Raw genomic sequence first — 26,972 nt, 5'->3', positions numbered from 1 at the left:
AGCCATGCAGCGCTATGACGCGGTCATCGTCGGCGCCGGCCATAACGGGCTGGTAACGGCGGCTTATCTCGCGAAGGCGGGAAAGAAGGTGATGGTTCTGGAACGCCGTCACCTGATCGGCGGCGCGGCGGTCAGCGAGCAGCTCTATCCCGGCTTCACCTATTCGAGCTGCTCCTATGTCTGCAGCCTGCTGCGCCCGGAGATCATGCGCGACCTCGACCTGCCGCGGCATGGGCTGCAGGTGAACCCCTACGAGACGAGTTCCTGCCCCACCCATCATGGCGAGCCGCTGGTGATGTACCACGACGCCGACCGCAACCGGCGCTCGATGAGCCGCCATTCGGCGCGCGATGCGGAGGCCTACGACTGTTACAGCCTCGAGATCCGCCGGCAGTGCCGCTTCATCAAGCCGCTGCTGATGATGACGCCGCCGGACCCGACCTCGTTCAAATGGGGCGATATCGAGGGTCTGCTGCGGTTGGGCCGAACCTTCGGTCAGATGGGCGAGCGGCAGATGTACGACATCCTGCGGTTCTGGACGATGAGCATCGCCGACTTCCTCGACGAGTATTTCGAGAGCGAGATCGTCAAGGCGCTGAGCGCAGGCAGCTCGATCATCGGCACGGCGCTCGGCCCCCGCTCCCCGGGCAGCGCCTATGTCCTGCTGCATCATTATATGGGCGAAGTCGACGGCGAGATCGGCGCCTGGGGCTTCGCCCGGGGCGGCATGGGGTCGGTCAGCAAGGCGATCGCCGGCGCGGCGCGCGAGGCCGGCGCCGAGATCCGCACCGAAGCCGAGGTGACGGCGGTGATCGTCAAGGGCGGCAAGGCCGTCGGCGTCGCGCTCGCCGACGGCGAGGAGGTCTACGGCACGGCGATCGTCTCCAACCTCGATCCGAAGCGGACCTTCCTCAAAATCCTGCCGCGCCAACACCTCCCCGAGGAGGTATATGAGCAGGCCGAACGGTTCAAGATCCGCGGCTCGTCCGGAAAGCTCAACATCGCGCTAGACGCGCTGCCGCAATTCAAGGGCTTGCCGTACGACGCCCATTGCGGCGCGATCGAGATTGGCGACAGCCTCGACTATCTTGAGCGCGCCTTCGACGATTACAAATACGGGCAGTGGTCGCGGCGTCCGTTCCTCGACATCGTCATCCCCTCCACGGTCGACCCGACGATGGCGCCACCCGGCAAGCATTACATGTCGGTCTTTGTGCAATATGTCCCCTACAAGCTCGCCGACGGCCCCTGGACCGACGAGAAGCGACAGGCTTTCGGCGACACCGTCATCGATACGATTTCGGAATACTGCCCGAACTTCCGCGACCTGATCCTGCATTGCCAGGTCCGTACGCCCTGGGACCTCGAGAACGAGGTCGGCCTGACCGAAGGCAACATCTTCCACGGCGAATTGACTCTCGATCAGCTGATGTTCAACCGCCCCTTCCCCGGTGCTGCGCAGTACCGCACGCCGGTGCGCAATTTCTATATGTGCGGCTCCGGCACCCACCCGGGCGGCGGGGTCATGGGCGCACCGGGCGCCAACGCCGCGCGCGAGATCCTGAAGGACTTCAAGGGCCGGGTACTATCGTGAGCGGGGAGACGCACTATGACGCAATCATCGTCGGCGGTGGCCATAACGGCCTCGTCTGCGCGGCCTATCTGGGCACGGCCGGGCTGAAGGTGCTGGTTCTGGAGGCCGCGGCGCAGTTGGGCGGTGCGGCGGTGACGCGGGAGTTTCATCCGGGCTATCGTGCTTCAGCGGTGGCGCATCTGCTTCATCTCCTGCATCCCCGGGTGATTGCCGACCTGAAGCTGACGCAGCACGGCCTCGCTTTCGCCGCGACGGACCTGCCGACGACGGCACTGCTGCCCGATGGAGACCGGCTGACCCTCGCCGCCGACCCGGCCGCGAGCCGGACCGCCCTCGCCCGCTTCTCGCCGCATGACGCGGAGGCGCTGCCGGCCTTCACCGAGCGCTTCAACCGGCTGGCCGCGGCGCTCGGCCGCTTCCTGCTGAAGACGCCGCCGCAAATCTCGGCCGCGCAATGGCAGGACCGGCGGACTCTGCTCGAGTTCGCGCTGTCGCTGCGCCGGCTCGGGCGGCGTGACATGCGCGAGCTGACGCGAATCATCGGCATGAACGCCGCCGACCTGCTCGACGACAATTTCGAGAGCGATGCTCTCAAAGGCGTCTTCGCCCTCGACAGCGTTCTGGGCGGCTTCCTCGGCCCCAAGTCGCCGAACAGCGTCTTCAATCTGCTCTACCGCGCGGCCGGAAACGTCGCCGGCCGACAGAACGGCCTGATCCAGCCGAAGGGCGGCATGGGCGCGGTCACCGCCGCGCTGGCCTCCGCCGCCTCGGCCGCCGGCGTGGAGCTGCGAACCGGCGCTCCGGTCGAGTGGATCCGCATTGCGGACGGACGGGCCGTCGGCGTTGTGCTGGAGAGCGGCCGTGAGATTTCGGCTCGACATATTCTGTCCAGCGCCGATCCGCGCCGCACCTTCCTGACGCTTGTCGGCCCGGAGCATCTCGATACCGGCTTCGTCCGCCATGTCCGGGGCATCCACATGAACGGCTGCGCCGCCAAAATACATCTCGCGCTCGACGGTTTGCCCGAGGCGTGGCAGGCGGACCCGGAGATGACGGCCGGGCGGCTGGTCGTGGCGCCGAGCATCGATTTCATGGAACGCGCCTTCGACGATGCGAAGTACGGCCGCGTTTCAGAGGCGCCAGCGCTGGAGGTGACGGTGCCGTCCCTGCATGACTCCGCATTGGCTCCGGCAGGCGGCCACGTTCTCTCGATCGTGGCCCAGTTCGCCCCGTACCAACTGCGCGAGACCGTGGCGGAGGCTGCGCGCGACCAGATCGCCGCGCGCGTCCTCGCCGCCCTGGGCACGGTCGCTCCCGACCTGCCCGACCGCGTCCGTGCGCAGGAGGTGTTGACGCCGCAGGATCTGGAGCGCCAGTTCCGGCTGACCGGCGGTCACTGGCACCATGGGGAGATGAGCCTGGATCAGGTCTTTCTCCTGCGCCCTGTCGGCGGCTTTCAGCAATATCGAACGCCGATTGACGGCCTCTATCTCTGTGGCGCCGGCGCGCATCCCGGCGGCGGCGTGAGCGGTGCGCCGGGTGCCAATGCGGCGCGGGAAGTCCTAAAGGATCACAAGCTGCCCAGGGCGGCCTGATGTCCGAGCAATATCTCCGGGAGACACCCTTCCACGACAGAATTGCGGCCGTCGCCAGCGCCCAATCCTGGGAGCGCTGGCAGGGCCATATCACCGCCGTTACCCTGGGGGGCATGGATCGCGAATATTTCGCGATCCGCAACAGCGCCTCCGTCTATGACGTCTCGCCGCTGATCAAATATCGCATCACCGGCGCAGACGCGGCCCGCTTCGTCGACCGGCTGATCACGCGCGACGTCGCCAGATGCGCCATTGGGCAGGCCTATTACACGCCCTGGTGCGACGACGACGGCAAGGTGATCGAGGACGGCACCCTGTTCCGCCTCGGCAAAGCCGATTTCCTGCTGAACGCCGCCCTTCACAATCTGCACTGGCTGCGGGACACCGCCTACGGCTTCGACGTCACCATCGAGGACGTCTCCGCCGAGATCGCCGGCCTCTCGGTGCAAGGTCCGCTCGCCCAAACGGTCCTGATTGCGATGGGGATCGGCGGGCTGGAGCGGCTAGCCCATATGCGTCTCGCCGAGACCCGGCTCGACGACCGGCCGATGCGCGTCTCTCGAACCGGCTTCACCGGCGACCTCGGATACGAGCTGTGGATACGGCCTGGCGACGCCAGCTGGCTGTGGGATCGGCTGATGGCCGCAGGTGCGCTCTATAATGTCCTGCCGATCGGTTCCGCCGCCCTCAACCATGCGCGCATCGAGGCGGGCTTCATCCTGGTGAATGTCGATTTCATCAGCGCCACCTACGCCCTGCGCCCGTCGCAGAAGCGGTCCCCTTACGAGCTCGGGCTTGGTTGGGCGGTCAATCTCAAGAAGGATGGATATTTCATCGGCAAGCGGGCGCTGCTCGCCGAGCGAAAGGCGGCAACGCCGCGCCGCGCGCTCGTCGGGCTCGAGATCGACGGCCGCAAGCCAGCCGTCGACGCCTTCATCTATGCCGGAAAGCGCGAGGTCGGCCGTACTACCTCCGCGATCTGGTCGCCGACGCTGAAGAAGAACATCGCGATCGCGTCGATCGCCGGCGACCAGGCGCTGCCGGGAACCGAGCTCGGCATCGAAATCTGGCACCCAAAGGAACTGAAGATCGAGCGTAGCATGGTCGGCTGTCGTGTCGTCCACCGCCCCTTCTACGACCCGCCCCGTAAGAAGGCCTGAGCGAACCTCCGATCCGCGCATCGGTGGCTCCCCGGCCGTCTGCCTCTTCTTTTCCGCCCACCTGACGCCGTCAAAACATGTCGAACGGTACCGGAACCTTCACAACCTGCCTCTGTTATCAGGGCTACGTCCTCGCAACCAAAAATGCGGAGGTTTCCCATGCGAGCCAAACTTCTTTCGACGGCAGCAGTCCTTCTCGCCCTGTCCTATCCGGCAATTGGCACGGCCCAGACTCAGACCCAAGATCAAAGCCAACAACAGCAGACGCAGGCCTCCGGCCAGCAGCAGATCCAACAAATCGGGCAGCAGCTTCAACAAGCGGAGCAGGCCCTGCAGCAGCAGAACACCCAGCAGGCACAACAGGCGCTCAATCAGGCCGACCAGTCTCTGCAGCAGGCGATGCAGCAAGCCCAGGGTCAGCAGAAGCAACAGCTGCAGCAGATTCAGCAGCAGCTTCAGCAGGCGCAGCAGGCGCTGCAGCAACAGAACACGCAACAGGCCCAGCAAGCGCTGCAGAAAGCCAACCAGACGGCCCAGCAGGCGTCGAGCCAGCAGTCTTCAACGCAACAGGCCTCGACCCAGCAGGGCTCAAATCAGCAGAGCTCGGGCCAGATGCAGCAGCAGGTGCAACAGCTTCAGCAGCAGGTGCAGCAGGCGGAGCAGGCCCTACAGCAACAGAACACCCAGCAGGCGCAACAGACTCTCGACCAAGCCGACCAGTCTCTGCAGCAGTTGATGCAGCAGGCGCAGGGCCAGCAGAAGCAACAATTGCAAAGCGTCCAACAGCAGATCAAGCAGGCACAGCAAGCCTTGCAGCAGGACAACATGCAGCAGGCCCAACAGGCGCTGGGTCAGACCAAGCAGCCGCTCCAGCAACTCGCCATGCAACAGTCGGGACAGCAACAGCAGGCATCCGGTCAGCAGAATCAGATGCAGCAGATTCAGCAGCAACTCCAGCAGGCCGAGCGGGCATTACAGCAGCAGGACGAGCAAGGTGCGCAGCAGGCCCTGGATCAGGCGAACCAGTCAGTCGAGCAGGCGATGCAGCAGGGCCAAGGCCAGCAGCAGCAAACGCTGAGCCAGGTCCAGCAGCAAATTCAGCAGGCGCAACAAGCCTTGCGGCAGCAGGATCCGCAGGGCGCAACGCAGGCTTTGACTCAGGCCCGAGCGTCGTGGGAGCAGCAGACCACGGACGCGGAGGTCACCGTCATTCCGGCAGATGGCAGCGAGACGAAAACAGCCCAACAGGAGGAGTCGCTCGACAGGACCGAGCAGGAGCAGGCGACGGTTGAGCCGGAGCAGGCGACGACCGATCAGCAGGCGACCGTCGGAGCGGAGCTACAGCAGCCCTTCGACACCGAGGAAATCATCGGCCATACGGCGCTTACGCCCGAAGGCGAAGATCTTGGCGAAATCGGTGATCTGGTCATGAGCAAAGAGGGCGATATCGAAGCGGCCATCATCGATGTCGGCGGATTCCTCGGCATTGGCGAGCGACAGGTCGCCGTCGATTGGAGCAAGGTCGAGATGTCGACCGAGAACGATCAGATCGTTGTCAACATGACGCGCGAGGAGCTTGAGGCGGCGCCGGAGTACGAGGCACCTCAGCAGCCTGACGAGGCCGCGCAGTAACGCGAGCTGAAATCCGACGACCAGAAACGGGAAGGCGCCGTGGCTGCGGCGCCTTTTCCTTATGCGACGGCGAGCCCCTGCCGTAGAATACGATCCGATCAGGTTGGATCAACCTGACCGGTGGATCGTCCTCACATTCAAATGATTAGGGGCCGATTCACCGACCACATCAATTCGATGTAATCGGATCAGGCCTTAGGCGCCCGGCAGGAGGATGGCCGAGTCGGGCGGCCAGGAGAGCCAGACGGTGCGGCCCTGGTCGGAGGAGTTATCGAGGCTGCGGGCCATGTTCTGGTAGGCCACGGCGACCCGCCGGGCGAGTCCCGGCACCTCGACATAGTAGTGGCTACGGTCGCCGAGATAGGCTTCGGCGCCGATCCGCCCTTCAACCACGTTATAGGGTTGGTCCGGCCGGTCCCAACCGATCTGCACCTTCTCCGGCCGGATCGCCACCGTCACCGGCGCGCGAGGGCCGAGCGCATGCTCCCCGGTCCCTACCCAGAGCGTGCCCAGCGGCCCGGCGTCGACCGCGGCATGTCCGTTCTCCACCGTCGCCACGGCGCCATCGAAGAAGTTCATCGTGCCGATGAAATCGGCGACCTCCCGGCAGGTCGGCGCCTCATAGAGCCGGGTCGCGTCATCGATCTGCAGTACTTTGCCCTTCGACATCACCGCGATGCGGTCCGACATCGTCAGAGCTTCTTCCTGGTCGTGGGTCACGAACACGAAGGTGATGCCCACCGTCTGCTGGATCTGCCGGAGCTCGAGCTGCATCTCCTCGCGCAGCTTCTTGTCGAGCGCGCCTAAGGGCTCGTCGAGCAGCAGAACCTTGGGCCGGCGCACCAGCGCGCGCGCCAGCGCGACGCGCTGCCGCTGCCCGCCCGAGAGCTGATCGGCCCGCCGCGACCCGTAGCCCGGCAGCTTGATCATCTCCAGCGCCTGGTCGACAGTCGCGTCGAGCTCGGCCTTCGGCAGCCGCGCCTTGCGCAAGCCGTAGGCGATGTTGCCGCGCACGTCGAGATGCGGAAAGATCGCATAATTCTGGAACACCATGTTGGTCGGCCGCGCGTTGGGGGGCACGGTCGACATCGCCTGGCCATCGATGAAGAGCTCGCCTTTCGTCGGCACCTCGAACCCGGCCAGCATACGCAAGAGCGTCGTCTTGCCGCAGCCGCTGGGGCCCAGCAGCGAGAAGAACTCGCCGCGCTTGATGTCGAAGCTGACTTGGTCGACCGCCCGCACCGGCCCGAAATGCTTCGAGACGTCGCGGATCGAGATGAAGGACTCCGAACCGCTCATGATCTAGATGGCCGCTCCCTGTTTCGTGGGTTGAACGCCGCGTCGCCGCAGCCATTCGGATAATGTGACGATCAGAAAGGAGAAGACGAGAATGCAGGAGCCCAGCGCCAGCACGCCCGGCAGGCGATTGGGGAAGCGCAGTTGGCTGAAGATGAAGATCGGCAGCGTCGTCTCGTTGCCGGCGAGGAAGAAGGCCAGCACAAACTCGTCGAAGGAGATCGTGAAGCAGAGCAGCAGGCTGGCCACGATGCCGGGCAGCGCCAGCGGAAAGGTCACTCGCCAGAAGGTGCTCCAGCCGCTCTCGCCGAGATCGAACGAGGCCTCCTCCAGGTTCCGGTCGAAGCCCTCGAGCCGCGACACCAGAACCAGCATCGCGAAGGGCACGCAGATCAGCACATGGCCGGCGCCGATCGTGTAGAGCGAGAGCTGAATGTCGAGGAATTTCCGGGCGATCACCAAGAGCGCGATGCCGAGAATGATCGACGGCACCACCAGCGGCAGCATGATGAGGCCGGTGATCGGCCCCTTGCCGGGCAGGTCATAGCGCGTCACCGCCTTGGCGGCGAAGATTCCGAGGCCTGTGCTGATGGCCGCCACGACGATGCCGAGCTTGACGCTGTTCTGCAGCGCGTCCATCAGCGAGCCGTTCTGCACCATTTGCCGATACCACTCGAAGGTGAAGCCCTTGAGCGGGAAGGCGATGTAGATGCTGTCGTTGAACGAGAACAGCGGCAGCAGCAGCACGGGTCCGTAGAGAAAGATCAGATAGACGATCGCATAGACGAACAACGGGTCTCCGCGCGCGGCCTTGCTCATGGCGTCAGGTCCCTTGCCGACGCATCCGGCCATACCCCACCAGCCATAGGAAGGCGCAGACCAGCAGCGTGATGATCAGCATCGAGGTAATCGAGACGGCGGCACCGAGCGGCGCATTGTTGGCCTTGCCGAACAGCGACTGGATGATGTTGCCGATCATAATGCCCGAGGTGCCGCCGACCAGCGTGGGCGTGACGTAGTCGCCGACCGTCGGAATGAAGACCAGCAGGGTCGCCGCGATCGTGCCCGGCATCGAGAGGGGCAGCGTCACGCGGAAGAACCGCCGCACCGGCCCATCGCCGAGATCGGTCGCCGCCTCGAGCAGCGAGCGGTCGATCTTCTCGAGCGAGACATAGATCGGCAGAATCGCGAACGCCGCCCAGGCGTGGGCCAGGGTGATCGTCACTGAGGCCGGATTGTAGAGCAGGAACTCGAGCGGCTTGTCGATCAGGCCGAGGCTCATCAGCCCCGAGTTGATCACGCCGTTGTAGCCGAGGATGACCTTCCAGGCGAAGACGCGCAGGAGATAGCTGGTCCAGAACGGCACGGTGATCAGAATGAGCCAGACCAGCTTGTTCTTCGTCACGCGGAAGGCCAGGAAATAGGCCATCGGATAGGCAAGCAGCACCACCGCGATCGTCGCCGACAGCGACATCTCGATCGACTTGAGCAGCAGCGCCAGATAGATCGGATTGGCGAACGCGCCGAACGGATCGGCAAGAAGATCGATCGGCCCCTCGGCCAGCGCGAAGATCGCGGCGTAGTTCGCCAGGGTGAAGGTGCGGTCGAGCTCGAAATAGTCCTGCGTCCAGAAGCTCAGAATAATCAGCGCGGTGAGCGGCACGATCATCATGCCGAGCATCACCAGGAGCGTCGGCGACAGCAGAAGGTAGCCGCGCAACGCCTCGTGGCGCAGAAACACCCCGCGGACGCGGGAGAGGAGTGTCGACCGCTCCGATCGATCGACCGTAGCCTTGTCCGTCGCGCTGACCACGGGCCTAGACCAACCCGAGCGGGATAAGCGTCACGTCAAACAGCCTCACCAGACCATGTTCTGCTTTTTTCCGTACTGTAGCGCCGTTGTGCGCGCCCACAAGGCATTTTTTGCGCAGGTTCCGCCGGATGAAATGTCGGTCGCATTGCGGCCGATCGGCGGTTGCTTGCGCTGGTCATTACCCGATGATAAATTTTCCTTCAGCTTGTCGACTCATCGTTTAACACGTTTAGGCATTGAAAGTAAAAATAGATTTCCCGTATAGCGGTGAAGATTGTTGATCGTTCAATGAACATTCAGCGATGCTGCACGACAGAACCGGTGCGAGGCGGCTCGACTGGCGAATGCGCCTCGGAAATCAATTCAACTCAGGGAGGAGACAAATGAAAAAGGACGAACTTCTCGACCGTATGGCGACCGGCGCCCTGTCGCGACGCCAGTTCAGCAAGGCGCTGGCGTCGGTAGGTTTGGCGATGACGGTGGTTCCGCTGACGGCTCGGTCGAGCCGAGCCCAGGAGCAGTTGACCTACTTCACCTGGGCCGGATATGACACCTCCGAATTCTTCCCAGCCTATATGGAGAAGCACGGCAGCGCGCCGGAGATGCCGCTCTTCGCCGACGAGCAGGAGGCGCTCACCAAGATCCGCGCCGGCTTCTCCGCCGATGTCGCCCACCCCTGCAGCGGCCGCATTGGGCTGTGGCGCGATGCCGGCGTGTTGCAGCCGATCGATACCTCCCGCCTGTCCAACTGGCCCGACATCTTCGACGGGCTGCGCGGTATCAACGGCGCGGCCGCCGAGGGCAAGCAATGGTTCGTTCCGGTCGATTGGGGCAACACCTCGATCGTCTACCGGACCGACCTCGTCGATGTGGAAGAGGACTCCTGGACGCTTCTCTGGGACGAGCGGTATGCCGGCAAGCTGTCCATCGGCGAGGACATTACCGATACCGCCATCATAGCCGGCCTCGTCGCCGGCATCCCGAAGGAACGTCTCTACGACATGTCCGACGAGGAAATCGCCCGTATCAGGGAAGTCCTGGTCAAGCAGCGCCCCCTGTTGCGCTTCTACTGGTCCGACAACACCACCATGGAGCAGGCGCTCGCTACCGGCGAGGTCGTCGCCTCGTCGGCGTGGAACAGCTCGGTCGTCGCCTTGAAAGAGCAAGGCGTTCCTGTCGACTACATGAATCCCAAGGAAGGCATTCTCGCCTGGTGCTGCGGACTCGTCATGACGCCGACCACCGATCAGGTCGATAAGGCTTACGACCTGATCGACGCGATCATCGCACCGGAGGCCGGCGAGTGGCTGATCACGGCAATGGGCTACGGGCATTCGAACAGGAAGGCATTTGATCTCGTCTCGGACGACGTACTCGCCGAACGCGGCCTGTCGAGGGATCCGTCGAAGCTGCTGGCCGAGGGTATCTTCAGCAAGGACAACAAGCGGCTGGGCGATCTCCAGCAGATGTTCTCGCAAGTCCAGGCCGGTCTCTGACCGCGACCACCGATTTATCGCGCCGGCCCTGTCCTCCCCCGGTTCGGCTGGGGGAGGATCGGAACGGCACCATTTGCCAATTCGAAAAGCGTTCCACATGGGTGATCGGATGAAAAACGAGCTGACATATGACACGCAGGATCTTTGGGAGAAGGATCGCGACCATATCATCCACCCGTGGATCGATCTCGGGACGGCGCGCACGCGCGAGCCGCTGATCGTCGCCGAGGCCGAAGGCGCCTACGTCACCAATTCCGAGGGGCACCGCATGCTCGACGGAATGGGCGGCATGTGGTGCGTCAATGTCGGCTATGGCCGCGAGGAGATGGCCCAGGCGATCGCCGATCAGGCGCGACGGATGTGCTATTTCTCGCCCTTTGGCATGATCTCGACGCCGCCCTCGATCGAATTCGGCGCGAAGCTCGCCGAATATGCGCCCGGCGACCTTCGCCATGTCTTCTTCACGACCGGCGGCTCAACCGCGGTGGATTCCGCCATCCGCTTCGTCCAGTTCTATTTCAATTTCGTCGGCCAGCCCGAGAAGAAGCACATCATCACCCGCGAGCACGCCTATCACGGCAGCACGTACCTGACGGCGTCGGTATCCGGAAAACCCGGCGACCGCGGCAATCTGAACTTCGTCACCGACATCGTCCACCACCTCCCCGCACCCAACCCCTACCGCCGCCCCGACGGCATGTCCGAGGCGGAGTTCTGCGACGCGAAGGTGGCCGATCTCGAGAGCAAGATCCTGGAGCTCGGGCCCGAAAACGTCGCCTGTTTCATCGCCGAGCCGATTCTCGCCTCGGGCGGGGTGATCGTCCCGCCGGAGGGCTATCATCGCCGAACGCTCGAGGTCTGCCGGAAGTACGACGTGCTCTATATCTCCGACGAGGTGGTGACCGGGTTCGGTCGGCTCGGCCAGGTGTTCGCGTCGGAGCCGGTGTTCGATCTTGTTCCGGACATCATCACCTGCGCGAAGGGGCTGACCTCCGGCTATGTGCCGCTGGGCGCCGTGATGATCTCGGACCGCCTCTATGGGCGCCTGACCGGCCCCGAAGCCGAGGGCAAGATGTTCGCGAACGGCTTCACCTACTCGGCCCACCCCGTCGCCTGCGCCGCCGGGTTGAAGAGCCTCGAGATCATCGAGAAGGAGGATCTCTGCGGCCATGTTCGTGAGATCGGCCCCTATTTCGTCGAACGGCTGCGGAGTCTTCTCGACCTGCCGATCGTCGGCGACGTCCGCGGCAGCCATCTGATGGTCTGCATCGAATATGTGACGGACAAGAAGACCAAGGAGCCGATGCCGGCGGAGTGGGACATCGGCCAGCGGATCATCAACGAAACGATGCCGCGCGGCCTTCTGGTTCGGCCGATGGGGCATCTCGTGGTGATGTCGCCGCCCCTGATCATCACCCGGGTGCAGATCGACGAACTCGTCGAAACCCTGCGCGCCTCGACCCTCGCTGTGATGGATCGGCTGGTCAAGGAGGGGCTGTGGCGGGGGTGAGACAGCCCCTTATCCGCGCGTGACCTCGAAGACGTTGTGCGTGCGTTGCCGAATCCGCAGGCTGCCGAATCGCCCCGTCACCATCCGTAGCCGTGCAATCCTCTGCTCGATTTCGGCGACGCCGAGGTCGGGGAAACGGTGCCGGACATAGTCGGAGCGGGGAGCCCCGGTCTTCCATGCCCTGATCAGTTTTTTCAGGCGCCGTCGACGCGACGCAATTTGGCCTTTCGACCAGTCGATCAGCCCCCGTGTCTCGAAGAGGTCACCCTGAGCGAGCAGGTTCTTGATGGCCTCGAGGACCCGCTCGGAGGCGAGCTGTCCCTCCATCGACGCGATAAAGCGGTCCGCCAATTGCCGTTTGGTGTCGTCGCGGGACACGGCTTCGCTCATGACGCGCGTTAAGGTCGAGATCAAATCCTCGACATTCGATACCGAATGGCTGAGCGCGTTGGGCAGCCGGATGTCGTAAACCGGATGCGTGATCGGCTCGTAGGCGATCGCCGGCCGCCCGAGCAGAAAGGCTTCCGCCCCTGTCGTGCAGCCATTGTGAATGACTGCGTTGGCGGCCATCAGCCAGGGAAGAATATTGCCCTCGCCAACGACCTCGACATTGGAGCAGCCGGCGGCGGCTTCCCGCCAGAGCGCGTGGCCTTCCGACGGATGGGGGCGGATGACGATGCGGAGCGCGGGCATCCGCCGGGCAAGTTGCGGCACGAGTTCGCGAAACGCCCTGAACAGGGCGTGACGGTAAGCAACCATATTCGGGTCGCCCCAGGTGCCCAGCCGTTCCGCCGGAACGTCGACGGGTTTCACCGGAGCATCGGCCGCATGCAGCGTCAGCTCCGGCCGATAGTGATTAAGTTGCCCGAAATTCGAATTGACCAGAATGAAGTCGCCGAACCGACGGCGCAGATCCGCAACCTCGAGTTCGTAATAGGCGCGCAGATCGGGCCGCATCAGATCGGCGCGCGGGTTCCCGGTCGCGAACAAAGGCTGGCCGGCATAGCCCGGCGCGGCGCGCCAGATTTGCGCATTGTCCTCGCCCCAGGCGAAGAGCGCCTGAACGGTCGCCAAGGCCGCTGCAGACGTCTTGCGGCGAAGATAGAAGGCAGGCGACATATAGACGAGAGCCTCCTCGTCCCAGGCCGCCACGGCATGGCCCAATCTGCGGGCGTCCCGAAACATGCGCGCGTCCGCTTCGCTCAGTCCCTTGCCGATATAGAGCGAGCGCGGCATTTCATGCAGCCGCTGATTGACCGCGGCGGAGCAGCCGACAACGACCCGGAAGTCATGTTCAGCGGCAAGACAGGTCAGCAGCAGCTTGGCGTCAAGCTCCCGGACTTGAATTTCAACGGGCAGAATAATCGTGGGCGGCTCTGTCATCGGCCGAAGAGGCGAGCGCCTCGCATGCGTCTGGTCGAAAGGACGGCTTCTGCTCGCGGAATGCCGCGCCTATATGATGGCTCGCCATTTTGCTTGACGCCCCACGGACCGCAAGCTTTTATCACAGGCTGTATGGGGGCTAAATCAGAGGCTCTCATGCACATTGCCCTGTTTATCCGTTCACTTGCCGGAAGCGGTGCCGAACGGACCCTGGCCGACATGGCTAACGCCCTCGCTGCACGCGGCCACAAAGTCGATCTGGTCTTGGGACGCGCAAAGGGCCCCTTTCTCAAGGAAGTTTCTCCCGCTGTCCGGATCGTCGATCTCAAGACGATCACCATGGTCGAGGCCATCCCGGCATTGATGACTCGTCCTGGGGATTTGAAGGCCCTTCTGCCGGTGCTGCTCGATCCCAAGGGGCCATGGGTGATGGGGAGCGTCGGACGCCTCGCCCGCTATCTGCGCGCCGCGCGCCCGGCAGTTCTCTTGTCGGCGCTCGACTATGGCAATATCGCCGCCCTCTGCGCAACGGACCTGTCCAGCGCCGGCACGCCCGTCGTTATCGGTCAGCACTGCCAATTCACACAGGATGTGCGGAACGCCCGCAAACGGCGCGTCCGCAAGCTGCCGCCGCTGGTCCGCCGGTTCTACCCGCGGGCGGATGCGATCATCGCCGTCTCCGACGGCGTGGCGGACGACCTGTCCGAAGCGACCCATATTCCGCGCCAGCGAATCACCACCGTCTACAATCCAGTGGTCACGCCCGACCTGCCGGCGCGGGCGCAAGAGCCGCTGGACCATCCCTGGTTCGCCCCGGGCGCGCCGCCGGCGCTGATCGGTGTGGGCAAGCTCAAGCCACAAAAGGACTTTCCCACGCTCTTTCGCGCCTTCGCCCAGGTTCGGCGCGTCCGGCCGGTGCGGCTCCTCATCCTCGGTGAAGGGCCGGAGCGGCAACGGCTGGAAGAGTTGGCGACGACTCTCGGCATCGCGAGCGATCTCGACATGCCCGGCTTTGTCGCCAACCCCTTTCCCTATATGGCGCGCGCGTCGGCTTTCGTGCTCTCCTCGGCCTTCGAGGGGCTGCCGAGCGTCCTGATCCAGGCCCTGGCTTGCGGCTGTCCGGTCGTCAGCACGGATTGCCCCAGCGGACCCGCCGAAATTCTCAGCAACGGCGCCTATGGGCCGCTTGTTCCCGTCGGTGATCCCGACGCTCTCGCGAAAGCCGTTCTCGCCGTCCTGGACAACCCGCCGGATCGCGAGCGCCTGCTGGCGCGCGCCAACGCCTTCAACGTCGATGCGTCGGTGAATGACATGCTGGCTGTCCTGCAGCGCGCAGCTTCTCGGGAACATGCGCCTAATAAGTAAGCTGCTTGGCGATCGACAGCGGGAGTCGCGCCACCAGATCTGCCATACGCTCTCCTGCCCGGCCGTCGCCATAAAGCAGATCGGCCGGCGGCCGCGGCGCGGCGATGTGCCGTTGAATGGCGGAACGGATCTCACCCCGGTCGTAATCCACGTCGATCACGTTCCGGCCCCGATCGCGGCCCGCCTGGCGACTGCCGATATTGACCGCCGGCACGCCCAGATAGGCGCATTCGCGAATTGAGACGCTGGAATTGCCGACGATGCAGCGGCTGCCATGGAGCAGACGAATGAAGTCGTCCGGCGGCAGGTTCTTGAAGAAATGCACATGCGGCAGCGTATGGGTTTCGCGGAAGGCGCGGATGCCCTTGGACGTGCCGTCCGACCCGGCATCGACGTTCGGCCAGAACCAGAGCGTCGGCAGATCCAGCTCGGCGACCGCATGCAGGGTTTCCTCAATATGCCGGCGCGATTCGCTGTACTCGGTTGTGACCGGGTGCTGCAGAACGACGATATAGCCGTTTGACAGATCGAGACGCGCGCCGACGCCACCGTAAGCACTGAAAAGATCAATCTCCGCCGCCGGCCGTTCGATGGCCACCTTGGCGAGGTCGATGGACGGACACCCCGTGGCGAACACGCGATCCGGCCGCTCCCCCATCCGGATCACCCGCTCCGCCGCCTTCTCGGTCGCGACGAAATGAAGGTCGGCTATCTTGGTGATGGCGTGACGGACCTTCTCGTCGATCGAGCCGGTGACCTCGCCGCCCTGCACATGGATCAGCGGCAGGTTCATGTAGGACGCCGCCACCGCCGTCGCCATGGTCTCGAAACGGTCGGCGATGGTCACCACCGCATCCGGATGCAGATCGTCGAAAATGGTCGCCAGCTCGGCCATGCCGAAGCCGGTCGACTTCGCAGAGGTGACCAGATTCTCCCCCTCGACGATCATGTAGACCTTGCGATCGATCCGAAAGCCTTCGCGCTCGATCACCTGCACCGCGTTGCCGTAACGGTCGAGCAGGGCCGAAGCCGCCACCACGAGCTGCAGCTCCAGATCGGGATGCTGTCGGATCGCCTCCAGCGCCGAACGAATGCGTGCGTAGCTCGCTCGCGCGGTGACGACCACACAGACTTTACGAGGCATCAGGCCACCGGCTCGAGGTCGTCGAGGGACAAGAGTGCATCGCGCGCCAAGGCGCGACGCAATCGCCGGCCGATCAGACCATCCAATTCACTCGGGGGAATGCCGGTGCCCGGCTTCTTCAGAGCAAGATGTTCAGGAGCCAGAACCGTGCCCGCCGGCAGGTCTCGTTCGGCCACGACGCTCTTCATGAAGATATCGCGCAGCGGCGCGGCGCTGGCCGTCACCGCGGTCCGGTCCACCGGATTCGCCCGTATCCCCTCGATGAAGCGGACGCCTTCCACCAGCTGCCCGAATTCGCCCGTGGTCAAGGACGCGACGACGTCGGGCCCGAACATCTCGCGGCTGAGCGTCACATGCACCTCGATCACGTCGACACCGAGGGTCGCGGCGGCGAGCCCGGCATAGATCTTGGCCGAATGATCCGAAAGGCCGACCGCCGTCTCGTAGCGCTCCCGAAAAAGCTGCAGCGCGTTCAGCCCGACCGCCTCCGGCGGACAGGGATAGATCGAGCTGCATTGCATGACGGCGAGCGGCGCGCCGCTTTCGCGGACCACGGCAACCGCCCGATCGATCTCGGCAAGATCGCTCATGCCCGTAGAGAGCATCACCGGCTGGCCGGTCCGCGCGGCCTGTCGCAGTATCTGCGGATTGCTGACCTCGCCAGACGCAATTTTCCAGCCAGCGACGCCAATGCGCGCCAGGAGCTCGAATGCTCGCTGCGAGAAGGGTGAGGACAGGAAAAGCAGGCCGCGCTCGTCAGCATGCCGCTTCAGACCGACCCACTGCGCCTCTGTGAACTCCATACGGCGCCAATAGTCGTAGCGGGTCTCGTCCTGCGGACTGAAGCGCTTGCGCCAGGGCTCGCCGGGCGTGCTTTCGGCGTCGGCGAAATGGGTCTGGAACTTGACCGCGTCGCCGCCGGCATCGGCGATGGCATCGATGAAGGCATGCGCCATGCCCAGGCTGCCGTCATGCGCCTGCGCCACCTCACCTATGATCGTGCAAGGACGACCCGGAGCAGGGTCGTGCAACCAAGTCGCCATGCGTTCAACCTAGGTCGATGCAGGTTCGACACAAGCAGCCGGCCGAGCGGGCAGCCACTCAAATACAGCCTAACATGGATTCCGTCAAAAAGGGTCGCGGCCGTTCACGAATCGTCGCCGCAGCACATCAGGCACTCGGCGATGACGAGTTCAATCGGCTCATCGATATTGGCGACGTAGTGGTCGATGACAACCCCCAGGCAGTCTTCCTCGACGATCAATCCGCGATCCACGAGGGTTTCACGCCGCACCGCGTAACACAGGCCGTTGCGGTAGTAGTAATCCGGAATCGACTGGCGGTTCGAATGGCGGCTGCCCTCCGGGTGATGGAAGGCGACCCGCCCCGCGGCATCCAAGGTCAACAGCTTCTGCGGCGCGAAATGCCCAGGCACCTTACTGATCGTGGTTGCCGCCTGATGTCCTCCCTCCACCATTGCCGCCAGTGTCCGCTCGACCTCTTCGGGGCGCCGCAGCGGACTGGTCGGCTGCAGCAGCACCGACAGCTCGAAGCGGCGCCCATAATACGCCTCGCTGGCGAGCCACGCGTGCCGCCAGGCGCTGGCGCCGGTCGCCATGTCGCTGGCCAGCTCGGCTGGGCGCAGGAACGGCGCATCCACGCCGTGCCGGCGGCCTTCGTCGGCGATCTCCGGATCGTCGGTCGACAGCACCGCCTGATCGATCCAAGGAAGCGCCGCTGCGAGCTGGGCAGCCCGACCAACCAGCGATACCCCACCAACTTGACACAGGTTCTTGCGGGGAATGCCCTTACTGCCGCCGCGCGCGGGAATCACCGCCAGAACGCTCAGCCCCTGCCAGGCCATTGCCGTTCCCTTTCCTCGGCGGCAAGCAGCGCGCGAACCCGGTCCACCACCGGCGCTAAGCTGCAGATCGGCGGCAAGTCATTCTTGCTGAGGTCGATGTCGGCCGCACCGGCCTCAAGCCGCCGCAGGCGTCCGCTTGCCAGAAGCCGCGCATGCATTCTTCCGAGCTCACGAAGTCCACAGCAGACGCCCCAATCCTGCAACCGCTCGCGCCAGGATCCGAGCAGTCTCATCGCTATTTGCGTCCCGCGTGCCCTGACATCCAGGTTGCACGGCACATCGAAGAGAAATACAGGCCTGCCCGTCGCGCAGACATCAGCCAGCATCGACGCACTATCCGCAGTGACGATGAACGCGTCGGCCAACGCCAGAAAGGCGGTATAGGGGTTCTGCGGTTCCCCGAAGCGGTGGAAATAATGCGGAACGTGCAACGCAGCGGCGAGCGCATCGGCGCTTTCTGTCGATGTGCGACGACTCGTGCTGACAAGCAGGCTGCCGCCGTGCCGGGCCGCGATATCGCTGGCGGCAGAACCCAGCCGACTGGCGCTGTCCGGGTCGAATTGGTAAGGCCGTGCATCGCCACCGACCAAAACCGCTATCCAGGGCCTCGGCACCGGCTGCAGCTTCGCTTCGCCGAATAGCCGTTCCGCCGCTTCCGCCGGCCGCGGCGACGTCACGGGCGTGAGGAGATGCAGAATATTGTCACGCTCCGGCAACCCGTACTGGGGCGTTGTCACGATCAGGTCGAACAATCGATAAGGCGCCCGCGGCCGGCCGATCTGAACCAGGCGCGTCCGCCCCCCCGCCTGCCGGCGGATCCAGCGCGCCACGGGGACACTGCGTCGTCCCGCCGCGATCACCAAGTCCGGCCAGGGCGGCGCCAGCGGATCGCTGTGCTGACGATCGAGACTGATCAGGGACGCACCCAAGATCGTGTTCCACAGCCGGTAGAGCCCTGTGTATTTCAGGCGCTTTACCGTGAAGGGCCAGTTCAGTGCCTGCGCAACGGCGACGCACTGCGCATTGTCGCCAGCCTTGCCGCCGGTCAGGACCCAGACACGCGGCGCCTCGCAGCCCGTGTCATGTCTCGCATTCTGGTCCGTGGTCGGTTTCATCCCGCCATAATGCTTTTTAAAAGTCACGAGAGTGTTAGGGGCGTGTGTGGTTATAGCTTTCCGACCGGCTTCCGATCCAGACCGGTTCGGGTTTGCGTGGAGGCGGCCGGCCGCACGGATAGATTACTCCCTACCCGTCTTGCCGCCGAGCGCCCCCACCACCGCATGCAGAGCGTTCGCAACACGGCTTGCCTCGTCCTTCCCCGTCCCCTCGCCGGCCAATCCATCCAGCGTTAGAGGCCGGCCGAAGCTGACTCGGACAGGTCGCAGCCGCGGCAGGCGGCGGTTTACGGGCAAGGCCTCGAACGTGCCATCGATCCAGACGGGGATGATCTGCGGCTTCGTCTTCTCCGCGATGACGCCGACACCCGGCAGGAACGGCAACAGTTCCCCCTTCGGGCTTCGCCGCCCCTCGGGAAACCAGACGAGGCATTTTCCGTCCGAGAGGACTCGCACGCCGTAGGTCAGGCTCCTATTGGCGCCGCGATAGGCATCCACCGGAAAGACGTGGGTGATGCGACTGAAGAACCGCATGATCGGATTGGGAAACATCACCTCTACGGCGCCGGCCCAGTAGGTCCGGCCAAGCAATCGCCAGGGCAACGCCGCCGCCAGGACCAGGGGGTCGAGATAGCTGGCATGATTGGGAGTGAACAGGACAGCTCCCGCCTGCGGCAGCCGATCGGTCCCATGGACCCGAAGGCGGAACAGAACCCGCATGACGGCCCAGTTCAGCCCGTAGATGAGGAAACTGAGCAGCGATAACACGGGACCCAGCGGTTCCAACCAGCGCGCCTGTTGAGGCGTCAGCGGGGGTGTGTCGCCGGCGGCCGCATCGCCGGGAGAAATAGTCTTGGCGTTCTGAATCTCCTGCAGCAGGTCGCGCAGCGTGACCACGCGGGCAATTGCATCCTCCGTCAACTCGATGCCGAACCGCCCCTGCATTTCGAGGCCGAGGCTCACCCATTCCAGTGAATCCATGCCCAGATCGAGCTGGGGGCTGGTATCGAGGGTCAGCGTGCGATCCGGAAACCGCGTCCCCAGCCAGTCCCACACGGCCTTGCCGAGGGGCGACTGGAGCAGCGACTTGTCGGCTTCCGACAACTCCGTCGACGCGGGCGCCCGGCGCCCCTTGGCGGCTTCGTCGAACATCTCCGGCAGAAGGTGCCGGCGCAGCTTGCCGATCGGCGTCCGCGGCAGAGGCTCGGTGGTGACGGCATAGCCCGACAGCCGCTGATAGGACGGCAGTCGCGACGAGATCGCCTCGATTTCGTCGCGCAGCAATGTTTCGAGCCCGCCGGCCCCGCGCGCCCGAACCGCATCCATATCCGGAACGATCAGCGCGGCCAGTTGCCCTTTCCGCTCGAGAATGCCGATGTCCTTCAGGTACGGGCTCTCGAGATAGGCCTTCTCGATTTCGTCCGGGAGGATGTTCTTCCCGCTTGCCAGAACCAGGACTTCCTTGACGCGGCCGACCAGGTAGAGATACCCGTCGCGGTCGCGATAGCCGAGATCGCCCGTGCGGAACCAGCCGTCCCGGGTGAAGGCGGCCTCCGTCGCCGTCGGATTGTCGTAATAGCCTGCGAACACGTTCGGACCGCGCACCACAACCTCGCCATCGGATTGTCCTGGCGCACTTCCTTCCACCGGGTCGATCCGAAGCTCCACGCCGGGAACCGGCAGGCCGGCGCTGCCGACACGGGCGCGTCCGGGTGGGTTGAACGTCAGGATGGGGGCCGTCTCCGTCAGGCCATAGCCGGTCAGCACCTCCCAACCGAGCGCGCCGAGCGTCGCCTCTACCTCCGGATCGAGCCGGGCGCCACCCGACGCCAGAAGATGAAGATTCGGGCTGAGCTCGGCATGCAGGCGGCGGAAGAGCCGCCGCCCCAGGCGCCAGCCGAACCATCGATGCAGCGATCGGGAGAGCGCGAGCAGCCCCCGGAACAGACGGGCCTGCACGCCGCCGCGGCCTGCCGCCTTCGCCTCGATCCCGGTCAGGACCGCCGACAGCAGGCGCGGCACGGCGATCATGATAGTCGCCTCGGACACCCGCAGCGCCTGAAGGATCTGCGGCCCGGTCATTCCGGCCGGCATCACCACGGCAGCGCCGATCGCGAGCGGTGTCAGCAAGCCGACCGTGAAAGGATAGACATGGTGCAGCGGCAGGGGCAGCAGCACACGATCCTCCGGTCGTGCCAGCCGTTCGATCACCAAGGCCTCGACGTTCGCGAGCAGGTTCGCATGCGACAGGGGAACGCCCTTCGGCGCCCCCGTCGTGCCCGAGGTGTAAAGCAGCGAGGCAGACCGATCCGGCTGAAGATCCGGGAGGCCGGCAGGCTCCGCGGCGAGCAGACGCCGCCAACCGGCGAGCCCCGGCGCCTCGCCCGGTTCCTCGTCGAGCAACAGGATATGCAACGACTGCCCCTCTTCGACGCTTCGAAGGCGGGAGACGTGGCCGGAGGTTGTGAAGATGCGGCGGCAACCGCTGTGCCGCAGGACACGGGCAAGATCGCCGTCGCTCATCAACGGATCGATGGGAACGGCAATGCCACCGGCCAACACGATCGCGAAATAGGCAACGACCCATTCCGGCCGATTCGGGGCCAGCAGCGCCACCGTCTCTCCCGCGCCAAGGCCGGCGCGGTTCAGTCCGGCGGCAAGCTGCCCGATTGTCCGCTGCAGGTCGCCGAAGCTCCAGGTCTCCTGTACGCTCTCCGGTGTGCTTCCCTGGGTGCCGTCGCGGAGCGCGATCAGGGCCGGTCGATCGGCATGATCGGAGAATGCGTCGACGAAGGATTTCAGCGTCCGCTGCTCGCGGCGTTGCGCATCGTCCGATCGCGTTCCGTCGGCGGATGCACCGGGAAGGATCGTCTCGGACGGCATGACCATCTCCTCAGCGGTCATCCTGGACTGCCTTGGATATTGGAGCCGTGAACGAGGATTCAATCGGTTGTCGTGGACAGCCCAATCCCGGTCGCGGAGAACCACAGCGTAAACCATACTCTTGACGCTCCCGGGAATGCGCCATAGAAAAAGCCGATTCTATCCGATACCGCTCTATCCGATACCGCGGGCGGACGCACATTGTGCGCGTCGGTTTGTTCGGTGCAGAGGACGTCCGCGGAGGGCTGCTTTGGAACGATACATACAACCGGGCCGTGCGGCGAAGTGCCGCTCGGCGCCGGATTTCTCCCACTCTCCAGCGACTGCGCTCCGCCGCGCACGGGCTCTTCGTCGCGAATGACCACTACCTCATCTTCCAAATCGCGCCGCCCGCACCGACCCTTCGGCGTGTTCCGAATCTTCTTCGCCACCTCGATCTCGCGCCAGGCGACCGTCGTTCTGTGCCTGCTGCTCGCTGGCATCGCTGAAGGCGTCGGCCTCGCCAGCCTCCTACCGGTGCTGGCAATCTCGACCGGTGAGGCTCAGGGAGGCGATTCGGCGATCAACCGGGTCATCATCGACGGCCTCGATGCGCTCGGGTTGTCGGCCGACCTCGGCATGCTGCTGATGATCGTGGTCGGCGGGCTCTGGTTGAAGGCGGGACTGACGCTCATCGCGATGAATTACGTCGGGTATACCGTCGCCGAAGTTGCGACCGGACTTCGCCTCTCACTGGTCCGAACCCTGCTGGACGTCCGCTGGGGCTATTTCGCGCGACAGCCGATCGGCCGTTTCGCCAACGCGATCAGCAGCGAGGCGGCACGGGCATCGGAGGCTTATCTGTCCGTCGCCACCCTGATCACACTCATCATTCAAGCCGTGATCTATCTGTTTCTCGCCCTGCTCGTCTCGTGGCAGCTCAGTGTCCTTTCCCTGCTGATTGGCGTGGTGATCGTCCTGTCGTTGAACCGTCTGGTCCGCATGTCGCGGAAGGCTGGCCGGCAACAGACCAGGCGCACCCAGACTCTAGTCACTCGGCTGAGCGACACGCTGGTTGGAATCAAGCCGCTGAAGGCGATGGCCCGACATGTCCGGCTGGGAAAGCTCTTCGCCGCCGACGCCCGCGATCTGAACGATGCGCTGCGCCGTCAGGTATTCAGCCGCCAGGCGACCCGCAATCTGCAGGAACCGATCCTCGCAGTCTTCCTGGCGATCGCGTTTTTCTCCGCCGTTACCTATCTCGCGATGCCTTTGGCTCAGCTTGTCGTGATGGGCTATCTCCTCGTCCGCACGGTCGCGATCATCGGAAAGGGGCAGCAGGCCTATCAGATCGCAAATCTGTCGGAGAGCGCCTATTGGGCCATGCACGACACGATCCAGGAGGCGGAGAAGGAGAAGGAAGTCTTCTACGGCACGACCGTTCCGACGCTCGAGCGCAGCTGCGTCTTCGAGGACGTCTCGTTCGCCTTCGGCAGCAAGCAGGTCCTGGATCGCGTTTCCCTCAGCATCCCCGCGGGAAAGATCACGGCCGTTACCGGGTCCTCCGGTGGGGGAAAGACAACGATCGCGGACCTGCTCCTCGGCCTGTACCAGCCGGAATCCGGCGAGATCCGGATCGACGACACGCCCCTTGCAGAGGCCGACATCTTCGCTTGGCGGAACATGGTCGGCTATGTTCCGCAGGAGGTCATCCTGTTCCACGACAGCATCATGGCCAACGTCACTCTGGGCGAGGCCGAGTTTTCGCGCCAGGACGTCGAGGCAGCCCTCGAGGCGGCTGGCGCCTGGGGCTTCATTCAGCAGTTGCCGGATGGCATGGACAGCGTGGTAGGCGAGCGGGGAACGCTGCTGTCGGGCGGCCAGCGTCAGCGGATCGCCGTCGCCCGCGCGCTCATCCACGAACCGACTCTGCTGATTCTCGATGAGGCGACGAGTGCCCTTGATCCAGAAACGGAAGCCGCAATTTGCCGTAATTTGAAGGAATTCTCCGCCCGCATTGGCCTGACGATCCTGGCGATTTCGCACCAGCCAGCCTGGGTCCGGGCGGCTGATCGCGTCTATCACCTTCACCAAGGGCGCATCACCGAGTTGCAGGGAGCGTCGGGGGAGAGTCTCTTCTCCTGAGCGACACCCCCGATCAACTTACCCGATCAGCTTGTCGGTAAATGTCTTATTTGCTAAGAGGCGCGAGAATGCCCGCCGCGCTCCCGTTCTCCGGTTGCGCCTGAAGACGCGACGACAAAAACCGACTGACGAGCCCATGGACCCTACTCCGACGACCAGCGAGACCCTGCCGCTCCGACGCGCCGACTTCAGCAGCCTGCCAGAGGCCCTCGACTACGCTGCTCGTGGCAAGGCCGGTCTCAATTTCTACGCCGCGCGCGGCGATCTCGTCGCGACGCTGCCCTATGCGGAGCTGCGCGAGCGCGCCGTTGCCACGGCGCGCGGGTTGATCCGTGCCGGCCTGCCGCGCGGCGCCCGGCTGCTGCTGATCGCCGATACCGATCCGGATTTCATGGTCCTGTTCCTGGCCTGCCAGTATGCGAGCATTCTGCCGGTACCAGTCGCGCTGCCAGCCGGCCTGGGTGGGCGCGACGCCTATGTCGCCACGCTGCGCCGCCAGCTTTCCGGTTCCGGCGCCGTTGCGGCCATGGCGCCGGAAGGATTCCTGAAATATCTGCAGGAGGCGGCGGCCGATCTTGATGTCGGCCTGATTGGAGGGGCGGCTGATTTCTACGACCTGCCCCAGGACCGCGTGGACCTTCGCCCATTCGGGCCTGATGACCGAAGCTATCTGCAATATTCCTCGGGAAGCACCCGCTTCCCGCTTGGCGTGGACGTTCCGCAGCGCGCGCTGATGAGCAACTGCCACGCGATCGTGCATCACGGGCTCGACGTCCGCCCTGGCGACCGCGGCACGTCGTGGCTTCCGCTCTATCACGACATGGGCCTCGTCGGATTCATGCTGACCCCGCTGACGACGCAGATGTCCGTGGATTATCTCGCCACGCGGGACTTTGCCCGTCGTCCGCTGATGTGGTTGTCCCTGCTGTCCCGGAACGGCGGCACCTTGTCCTATAGCCCGAGCTTCGGCTATGACCTGTGCGCGCGCCGGCTGCGCGACGGCAGTGGGGTCTCCCTGGATCTTGCCCCCTGGCGGGCCGCCGGCATCGGCGGCGATATGATCCAGCCGCAAATTCTGAGCGCCTTCGCGGACGCCTTCGAGCCGCACGGTTTCCGCCGGACCGCGTTCACGCCGAGCTATGGAATGGCGGAAACGACGCTTGCGGTCAGCTTCTCGCCCGTCGATCAGGGCATTCAGGTCGACTCGATCGATCGCCGGCGTCTCGCCGACGACCATCGCGCGGAGCCTATTGCCGCCGATAGGGAAAATGCTCGCACCTTCGTCATTTGCGGGCGCCCCCTCCCCGACCACAAGGCCGAGATTCGTGACGAAACGGGTCAGGTGCTGCCGGACCGGCGTCTGGGTCGGATTTTCGTCAAGGGGCCAAGCGTCATGGCCGGCTATTTCGATAATCCGGCTGCGACCGCGGAGGTGCTCGGCGCGGACGGCTGGCTCAATACGGGCGATCTCGGCTACATGATCGATGGTGCGCTGGTCATCACCGGTCGGAGCAAGGACCTGATCATCATTAATGGCCGCAACATCTGGCCTCAAGACCTGGAATGGGCGGCCGAAACCCTCCCCGGCCTACGCAGAGGCGACGCGGCCGCGTTCTCGATAGAGGGCACGAACGCGGACAGTCGGGAGGAGGTTGTTCTCCTCGTCCAATGCCGGCTGACCGACGCCGCCGCGCGGGCTAACCTGCGGCAGGAAATCCAGGGTACGCTACAGCGCACGGCCGCGGTCGAGTGCCGGGTTGTCCTGATTCCGCCGCACAGCCTGCCCCAGACATCGTCGGGCAAGCTGAGTCGCTCGCGGGCCAAGGAAAATTTCCTGAACGGCGTCTATCCGGTGCCGGACGCCGAGGACGACGCGCTTCCGGACCCTGATCGCGCCATTCCGTCCGCAACCGCCGGAAACTGACCATGACGCGCACGGTCGCAGTAACAGGGGCCACCGGGTTCATCGGCGGCCACCTGGTTCAACGACTGGGTGCCGACGGATGGACCGTTCGGATCTTGGCCCGCCAATTGCCTGTGCATCCCCATTTCGGCAGAATGCCCGTCGAGGCCGTGATCGGCGCCCTCGACGACGAGGGGAGCCTTCGGGAACTGGTGGAAGATGTCGACGCGGTCGTCCATGCGGCGGGGTTGATCAAGGCACGGAGCCGCGCCGACTTCTTTGCGACGAATGCGGCGGGCGTCGCACGACTCGCGAAGGTGGCGGCCGGACAGCCGTCCCCGCCCCGCTTCATCCTGATCTCCACTCTGGCAGCGCGCGAGCCGACGCTATCGTCCTATGCCGCAAGCAAGCGGGCCGGCGAGACGGCCCTGGCCGAGATCGCGGACCTGGCCTGGACGATCATCCGCCCGCCCGCGATCTACGGCCCTGGTGATCGGGAAACCCTCGCCTTCTTCCGTGCAGTAGCCAAGGGCGTCGCACCCTTGCTCGGCTCCGATAAGGCCAGGCTCTCGCTGCTGCACGTGCAGGATCTGAGTTCGGCCGTTGCGGTGCTGCTGTCTCAGGCCGGAGAGGTCGGCGCCACCCACGAGATCGACGATGGTCGACCCGGCGGCTATTCCTGGCGCGAGCTGATCGAGACCGCCGCCGCTCACCTCGGCACGACCCCGCGCACCATCCGCGTGCCGCGACCGTTGCTGCATGCGGTGGCGGCGACAAACGGCCTCCTCGCCCGACTGTCGGGCCGGGTGCCGATCCTGACCGCCGACAAGGTTCGGGAGATTTGTCATAGCGACTGGGTCTGCCATGATCAAGTATTCGGTAACCGTACCGGCTGGAGTCCTGCCGTCTCCCTAAAGCAGGGTTTTGCCGGTACAATCGGCTGGTATCGGCAGCAGGGCTGGCTGTAACATAACGTTACAATTTGTTATTTCACAACGCTTCCCATTACATAGCAAATATCTACATTAGCGACAGCCGGAACGGCGAGGTCCTCGCGCAGAAGTCCGGTCAGGCAGGCGTCCGGGTTCGGAATAC

19 protein-coding genes are annotated in these 26,972 nt (G+C 64.6%); 10 read left to right on the top strand and 9 right to left on the bottom strand.

Translation table 11 applies throughout. The features are described from left to right. The first annotated feature begins 4 nt into the window (after positions 1-4). From DT069_RS01990 to DT069_RS01975, 4 genes are all read left to right on the top strand, one after another. Positions 5-1,594 (top strand): phytoene desaturase family protein, encoded by a 1,590-nt coding sequence (locus tag DT069_RS01990; RefSeq protein WP_119458571.1) that lies wholly within the window; start codon positions 5-7, stop codon positions 1,592-1,594. Next, positions 1,591-3,189, top strand: a complete 1,599-nt coding sequence (locus tag DT069_RS01985; protein WP_119458570.1) for a phytoene desaturase family protein — start codon at positions 1,591-1,593, stop codon at positions 3,187-3,189. Before DT069_RS01990 ends, DT069_RS01985 begins: the two co-directional genes overlap by 4 nt. Then, the gene (locus tag DT069_RS01980; protein WP_119458569.1) at positions 3,189-4,349 is read left to right on the top strand and encodes an aminomethyl transferase family protein; all 1,161 of its coding nucleotides are present in this window, start codon (positions 3,189-3,191) and stop codon (positions 4,347-4,349) included. Before DT069_RS01985 ends, DT069_RS01980 begins: the two co-directional genes overlap by 1 nt. Before the next feature lie 159 nt (positions 4,350-4,508). Beyond that, positions 4,509-5,981, top strand: coding sequence for a PRC-barrel domain-containing protein (locus DT069_RS01975; protein ID WP_162912922.1), 1,473 nt, complete (start codon positions 4,509-4,511; stop codon positions 5,979-5,981). A 195-nt stretch (positions 5,982-6,176) separates the two neighbouring features. Here the strand turns inward: DT069_RS01975 and DT069_RS01970 are convergent, their stop codons facing one another. From DT069_RS01970 to DT069_RS01960, 3 genes are read right to left on the bottom strand one after another with little or no spacing between them, the layout of a single operon-like run. Next, entirely contained in the window at positions 6,177-7,280 is a 1,104-nt protein-coding gene (locus DT069_RS01970) for an ABC transporter ATP-binding protein (protein ID WP_119458567.1), read from the bottom strand. A gap of 3 nt (positions 7,281-7,283) precedes the next feature. After that, a complete protein-coding gene (locus tag DT069_RS01965) occupies positions 7,284-8,096 on the bottom strand; it encodes an ABC transporter permease (RefSeq protein ID WP_119458566.1) in 813 nt (270 codons plus the stop codon). Between the two features lie 4 nt (positions 8,097-8,100). After that, positions 8,101-9,090 (bottom strand): ABC transporter permease, encoded by a 990-nt coding sequence (locus DT069_RS01960; protein ID WP_119458565.1) that lies wholly within the window; start codon positions 9,088-9,090, stop codon positions 8,101-8,103. Positions 9,091-9,473: 383 nt separating this feature from the next. On the opposite strand from DT069_RS01960, the gene DT069_RS01955 reads away from it, so the two are divergent. Then, a complete protein-coding gene (locus DT069_RS01955; RefSeq protein WP_162912921.1) occupies positions 9,474-10,586 on the top strand; it encodes an ABC transporter substrate-binding protein in 1,113 nt (370 codons plus the stop codon). Between the two features lie 109 nt (positions 10,587-10,695). Beyond that, positions 10,696-12,096, top strand: a complete 1,401-nt coding sequence (locus DT069_RS01950; protein ID WP_119458879.1) for an aminotransferase — start codon at positions 10,696-10,698, stop codon at positions 12,094-12,096. Positions 12,097-12,105: 9 nt separating this feature from the next. On the opposite strand, the gene DT069_RS01945 is transcribed toward DT069_RS01950, so the two are convergent. Beyond that, complete coding sequence (locus tag DT069_RS01945) at positions 12,106-13,479, bottom strand: surface carbohydrate biosynthesis protein (RefSeq protein ID WP_119458563.1); 1,374 nt, start codon at positions 13,477-13,479, stop codon at positions 12,106-12,108. Positions 13,480-13,635: 156 nt separating this feature from the next. On the opposite strand from DT069_RS01945, the gene DT069_RS01940 reads away from it, so the two are divergent. Then, positions 13,636-14,844 carry a glycosyltransferase gene (locus DT069_RS01940; RefSeq protein WP_425449937.1) on the top strand — a complete coding sequence of 403 codons (1,209 nt, stop codon included), beginning with the start codon at positions 13,636-13,638 and terminating at the stop codon, positions 14,842-14,844. Here DT069_RS01940 and neuC read toward each other — a convergent pair. The 5 genes from neuC to DT069_RS01915 form a co-directional block, all read right to left on the bottom strand. Next, complete coding sequence (gene neuC, locus DT069_RS01935; protein ID WP_119458561.1) at positions 14,834-15,988, bottom strand: UDP-N-acetylglucosamine 2-epimerase; 1,155 nt, start codon at positions 15,986-15,988, stop codon at positions 14,834-14,836. The two genes, DT069_RS01940 and neuC, sit on opposite strands and share 11 nt — an antisense overlap. After that, positions 15,988-17,031, bottom strand: a complete 1,044-nt coding sequence (locus tag DT069_RS01930) for an N-acetylneuraminate synthase family protein (protein ID WP_119458560.1) — start codon at positions 17,029-17,031, stop codon at positions 15,988-15,990. Before DT069_RS01930 ends, neuC begins: the two co-directional genes overlap by 1 nt. Positions 17,032-17,135: 104 nt before the next feature. Then, positions 17,136-17,852, bottom strand: coding sequence for an acylneuraminate cytidylyltransferase family protein (locus DT069_RS01925; RefSeq protein ID WP_119458559.1), 717 nt, complete (start codon positions 17,850-17,852; stop codon positions 17,136-17,138). Continuing rightward, complete coding sequence (locus tag DT069_RS01920; protein WP_119458558.1) at positions 17,834-18,967, bottom strand: mitochondrial fission ELM1 family protein; 1,134 nt, start codon at positions 18,965-18,967, stop codon at positions 17,834-17,836. The genes DT069_RS01925 and DT069_RS01920 overlap by 19 nt, the downstream gene beginning before the upstream one ends. 123 nt (positions 18,968-19,090) lie before the next feature. Continuing rightward, on the bottom strand, positions 19,091-21,871 hold the full coding sequence (locus DT069_RS01915; protein WP_162912920.1) for an AMP-binding protein: 2,781 nt from the start codon (positions 21,869-21,871) through the stop codon (positions 19,091-19,093). 387 nt (positions 21,872-22,258) lie between these two features. Here DT069_RS01915 and DT069_RS01910 point away from each other — a divergent pair, with 387 nt between their 5' ends. The 3 genes from DT069_RS01910 (at position 22,259) to DT069_RS01900 (ending at position 26,845) form a co-directional block, all read left to right on the top strand. Next, on the top strand, positions 22,259-23,974 hold the full coding sequence (locus tag DT069_RS01910; protein WP_425449936.1) for an ABC transporter ATP-binding protein: 1,716 nt from the start codon (positions 22,259-22,261) through the stop codon (positions 23,972-23,974). Positions 23,975-24,110: 136 nt separating this feature from the next. After that, complete coding sequence (locus DT069_RS01905; protein ID WP_119458556.1) at positions 24,111-25,898, top strand: fatty acyl-AMP ligase; 1,788 nt, start codon at positions 24,111-24,113, stop codon at positions 25,896-25,898. Positions 25,899-25,900: 2 nt separating this feature from the next. Continuing rightward, on the top strand, positions 25,901-26,845 hold the full coding sequence (locus DT069_RS01900) for an NAD-dependent epimerase/dehydratase family protein (protein WP_119458555.1): 945 nt from the start codon (positions 25,901-25,903) through the stop codon (positions 26,843-26,845). Positions 26,846-26,972: the final 127 nt, after the last annotated feature.

Source organism: Virgifigura deserti, from assembly GCA_003576685.1.
In the GTDB taxonomy this organism is placed as follows: domain Bacteria; phylum Pseudomonadota; class Alphaproteobacteria; order Dongiales; family Dongiaceae; genus Virgifigura; species Virgifigura deserti.
Note: the sequence above shows the minus strand (reverse complement) of the source record. Positions and strands in the feature narration are given on the sequence as shown.

What these genes read in the sequence shown, in the direction of transcription:
- DT069_RS01990 (WP_119458571.1), top strand. Translation starts at nt 5, where the DNA reads ATGCAGCGCTATGACGCGGTCATCGTCGGCGCCGGCCATAACGGGCTG.
- DT069_RS01980 (WP_119458569.1), top strand. Translation starts at nt 3,189, where the DNA reads ATGTCCGAGCAATATCTCCGGGAGACACCCTTCCACGACAGAATTGCG.
- DT069_RS01975 (WP_162912922.1), top strand. Translation starts at nt 4,509, where the DNA reads ATGCGAGCCAAACTTCTTTCGACGGCAGCAGTCCTTCTCGCCCTGTCC.
- DT069_RS01970 (WP_119458567.1), bottom strand. Translation starts at nt 7,280, where the DNA reads ATGAGCGGTTCGGAGTCCTTCATCTCGATCCGCGACGTCTCGAAGCAT.
- DT069_RS01965 (WP_119458566.1), bottom strand. Translation starts at nt 8,096, where the DNA reads ATGAGCAAGGCCGCGCGCGGAGACCCGTTGTTCGTCTATGCGATCGTC.
- DT069_RS01955 (WP_162912921.1), top strand. Translation starts at nt 9,474, where the DNA reads ATGAAAAAGGACGAACTTCTCGACCGTATGGCGACCGGCGCCCTGTCG.
- DT069_RS01950 (WP_119458879.1), top strand. Translation starts at nt 10,696, where the DNA reads ATGAAAAACGAGCTGACATATGACACGCAGGATCTTTGGGAGAAGGAT.
- DT069_RS01945 (WP_119458563.1), bottom strand. Translation starts at nt 13,479, where the DNA reads ATGACAGAGCCGCCCACGATTATTCTGCCCGTTGAAATTCAAGTCCGG.
- DT069_RS01940 (WP_425449937.1), top strand. Translation starts at nt 13,636, where the DNA reads ATGCACATTGCCCTGTTTATCCGTTCACTTGCCGGAAGCGGTGCCGAA.
- neuC (WP_119458561.1), bottom strand. Translation starts at nt 15,988, where the DNA reads ATGCCTCGTAAAGTCTGTGTGGTCGTCACCGCGCGAGCGAGCTACGCA.
- DT069_RS01930 (WP_119458560.1), bottom strand. Translation starts at nt 17,031, where the DNA reads ATGGCGACTTGGTTGCACGACCCTGCTCCGGGTCGTCCTTGCACGATC.
- DT069_RS01925 (WP_119458559.1), bottom strand. Translation starts at nt 17,852, where the DNA reads ATGGCCTGGCAGGGGCTGAGCGTTCTGGCGGTGATTCCCGCGCGCGGC.
- DT069_RS01920 (WP_119458558.1), bottom strand. Translation starts at nt 18,967, where the DNA reads ATGAAACCGACCACGGACCAGAATGCGAGACATGACACGGGCTGCGAG.
- DT069_RS01915 (WP_162912920.1), bottom strand. Translation starts at nt 21,871, where the DNA reads ATGACCGCTGAGGAGATGGTCATGCCGTCCGAGACGATCCTTCCCGGT.
- DT069_RS01905 (WP_119458556.1), top strand. Translation starts at nt 24,111, where the DNA reads ATGGACCCTACTCCGACGACCAGCGAGACCCTGCCGCTCCGACGCGCC.
- DT069_RS01900 (WP_119458555.1), top strand. Translation starts at nt 25,901, where the DNA reads ATGACGCGCACGGTCGCAGTAACAGGGGCCACCGGGTTCATCGGCGGC.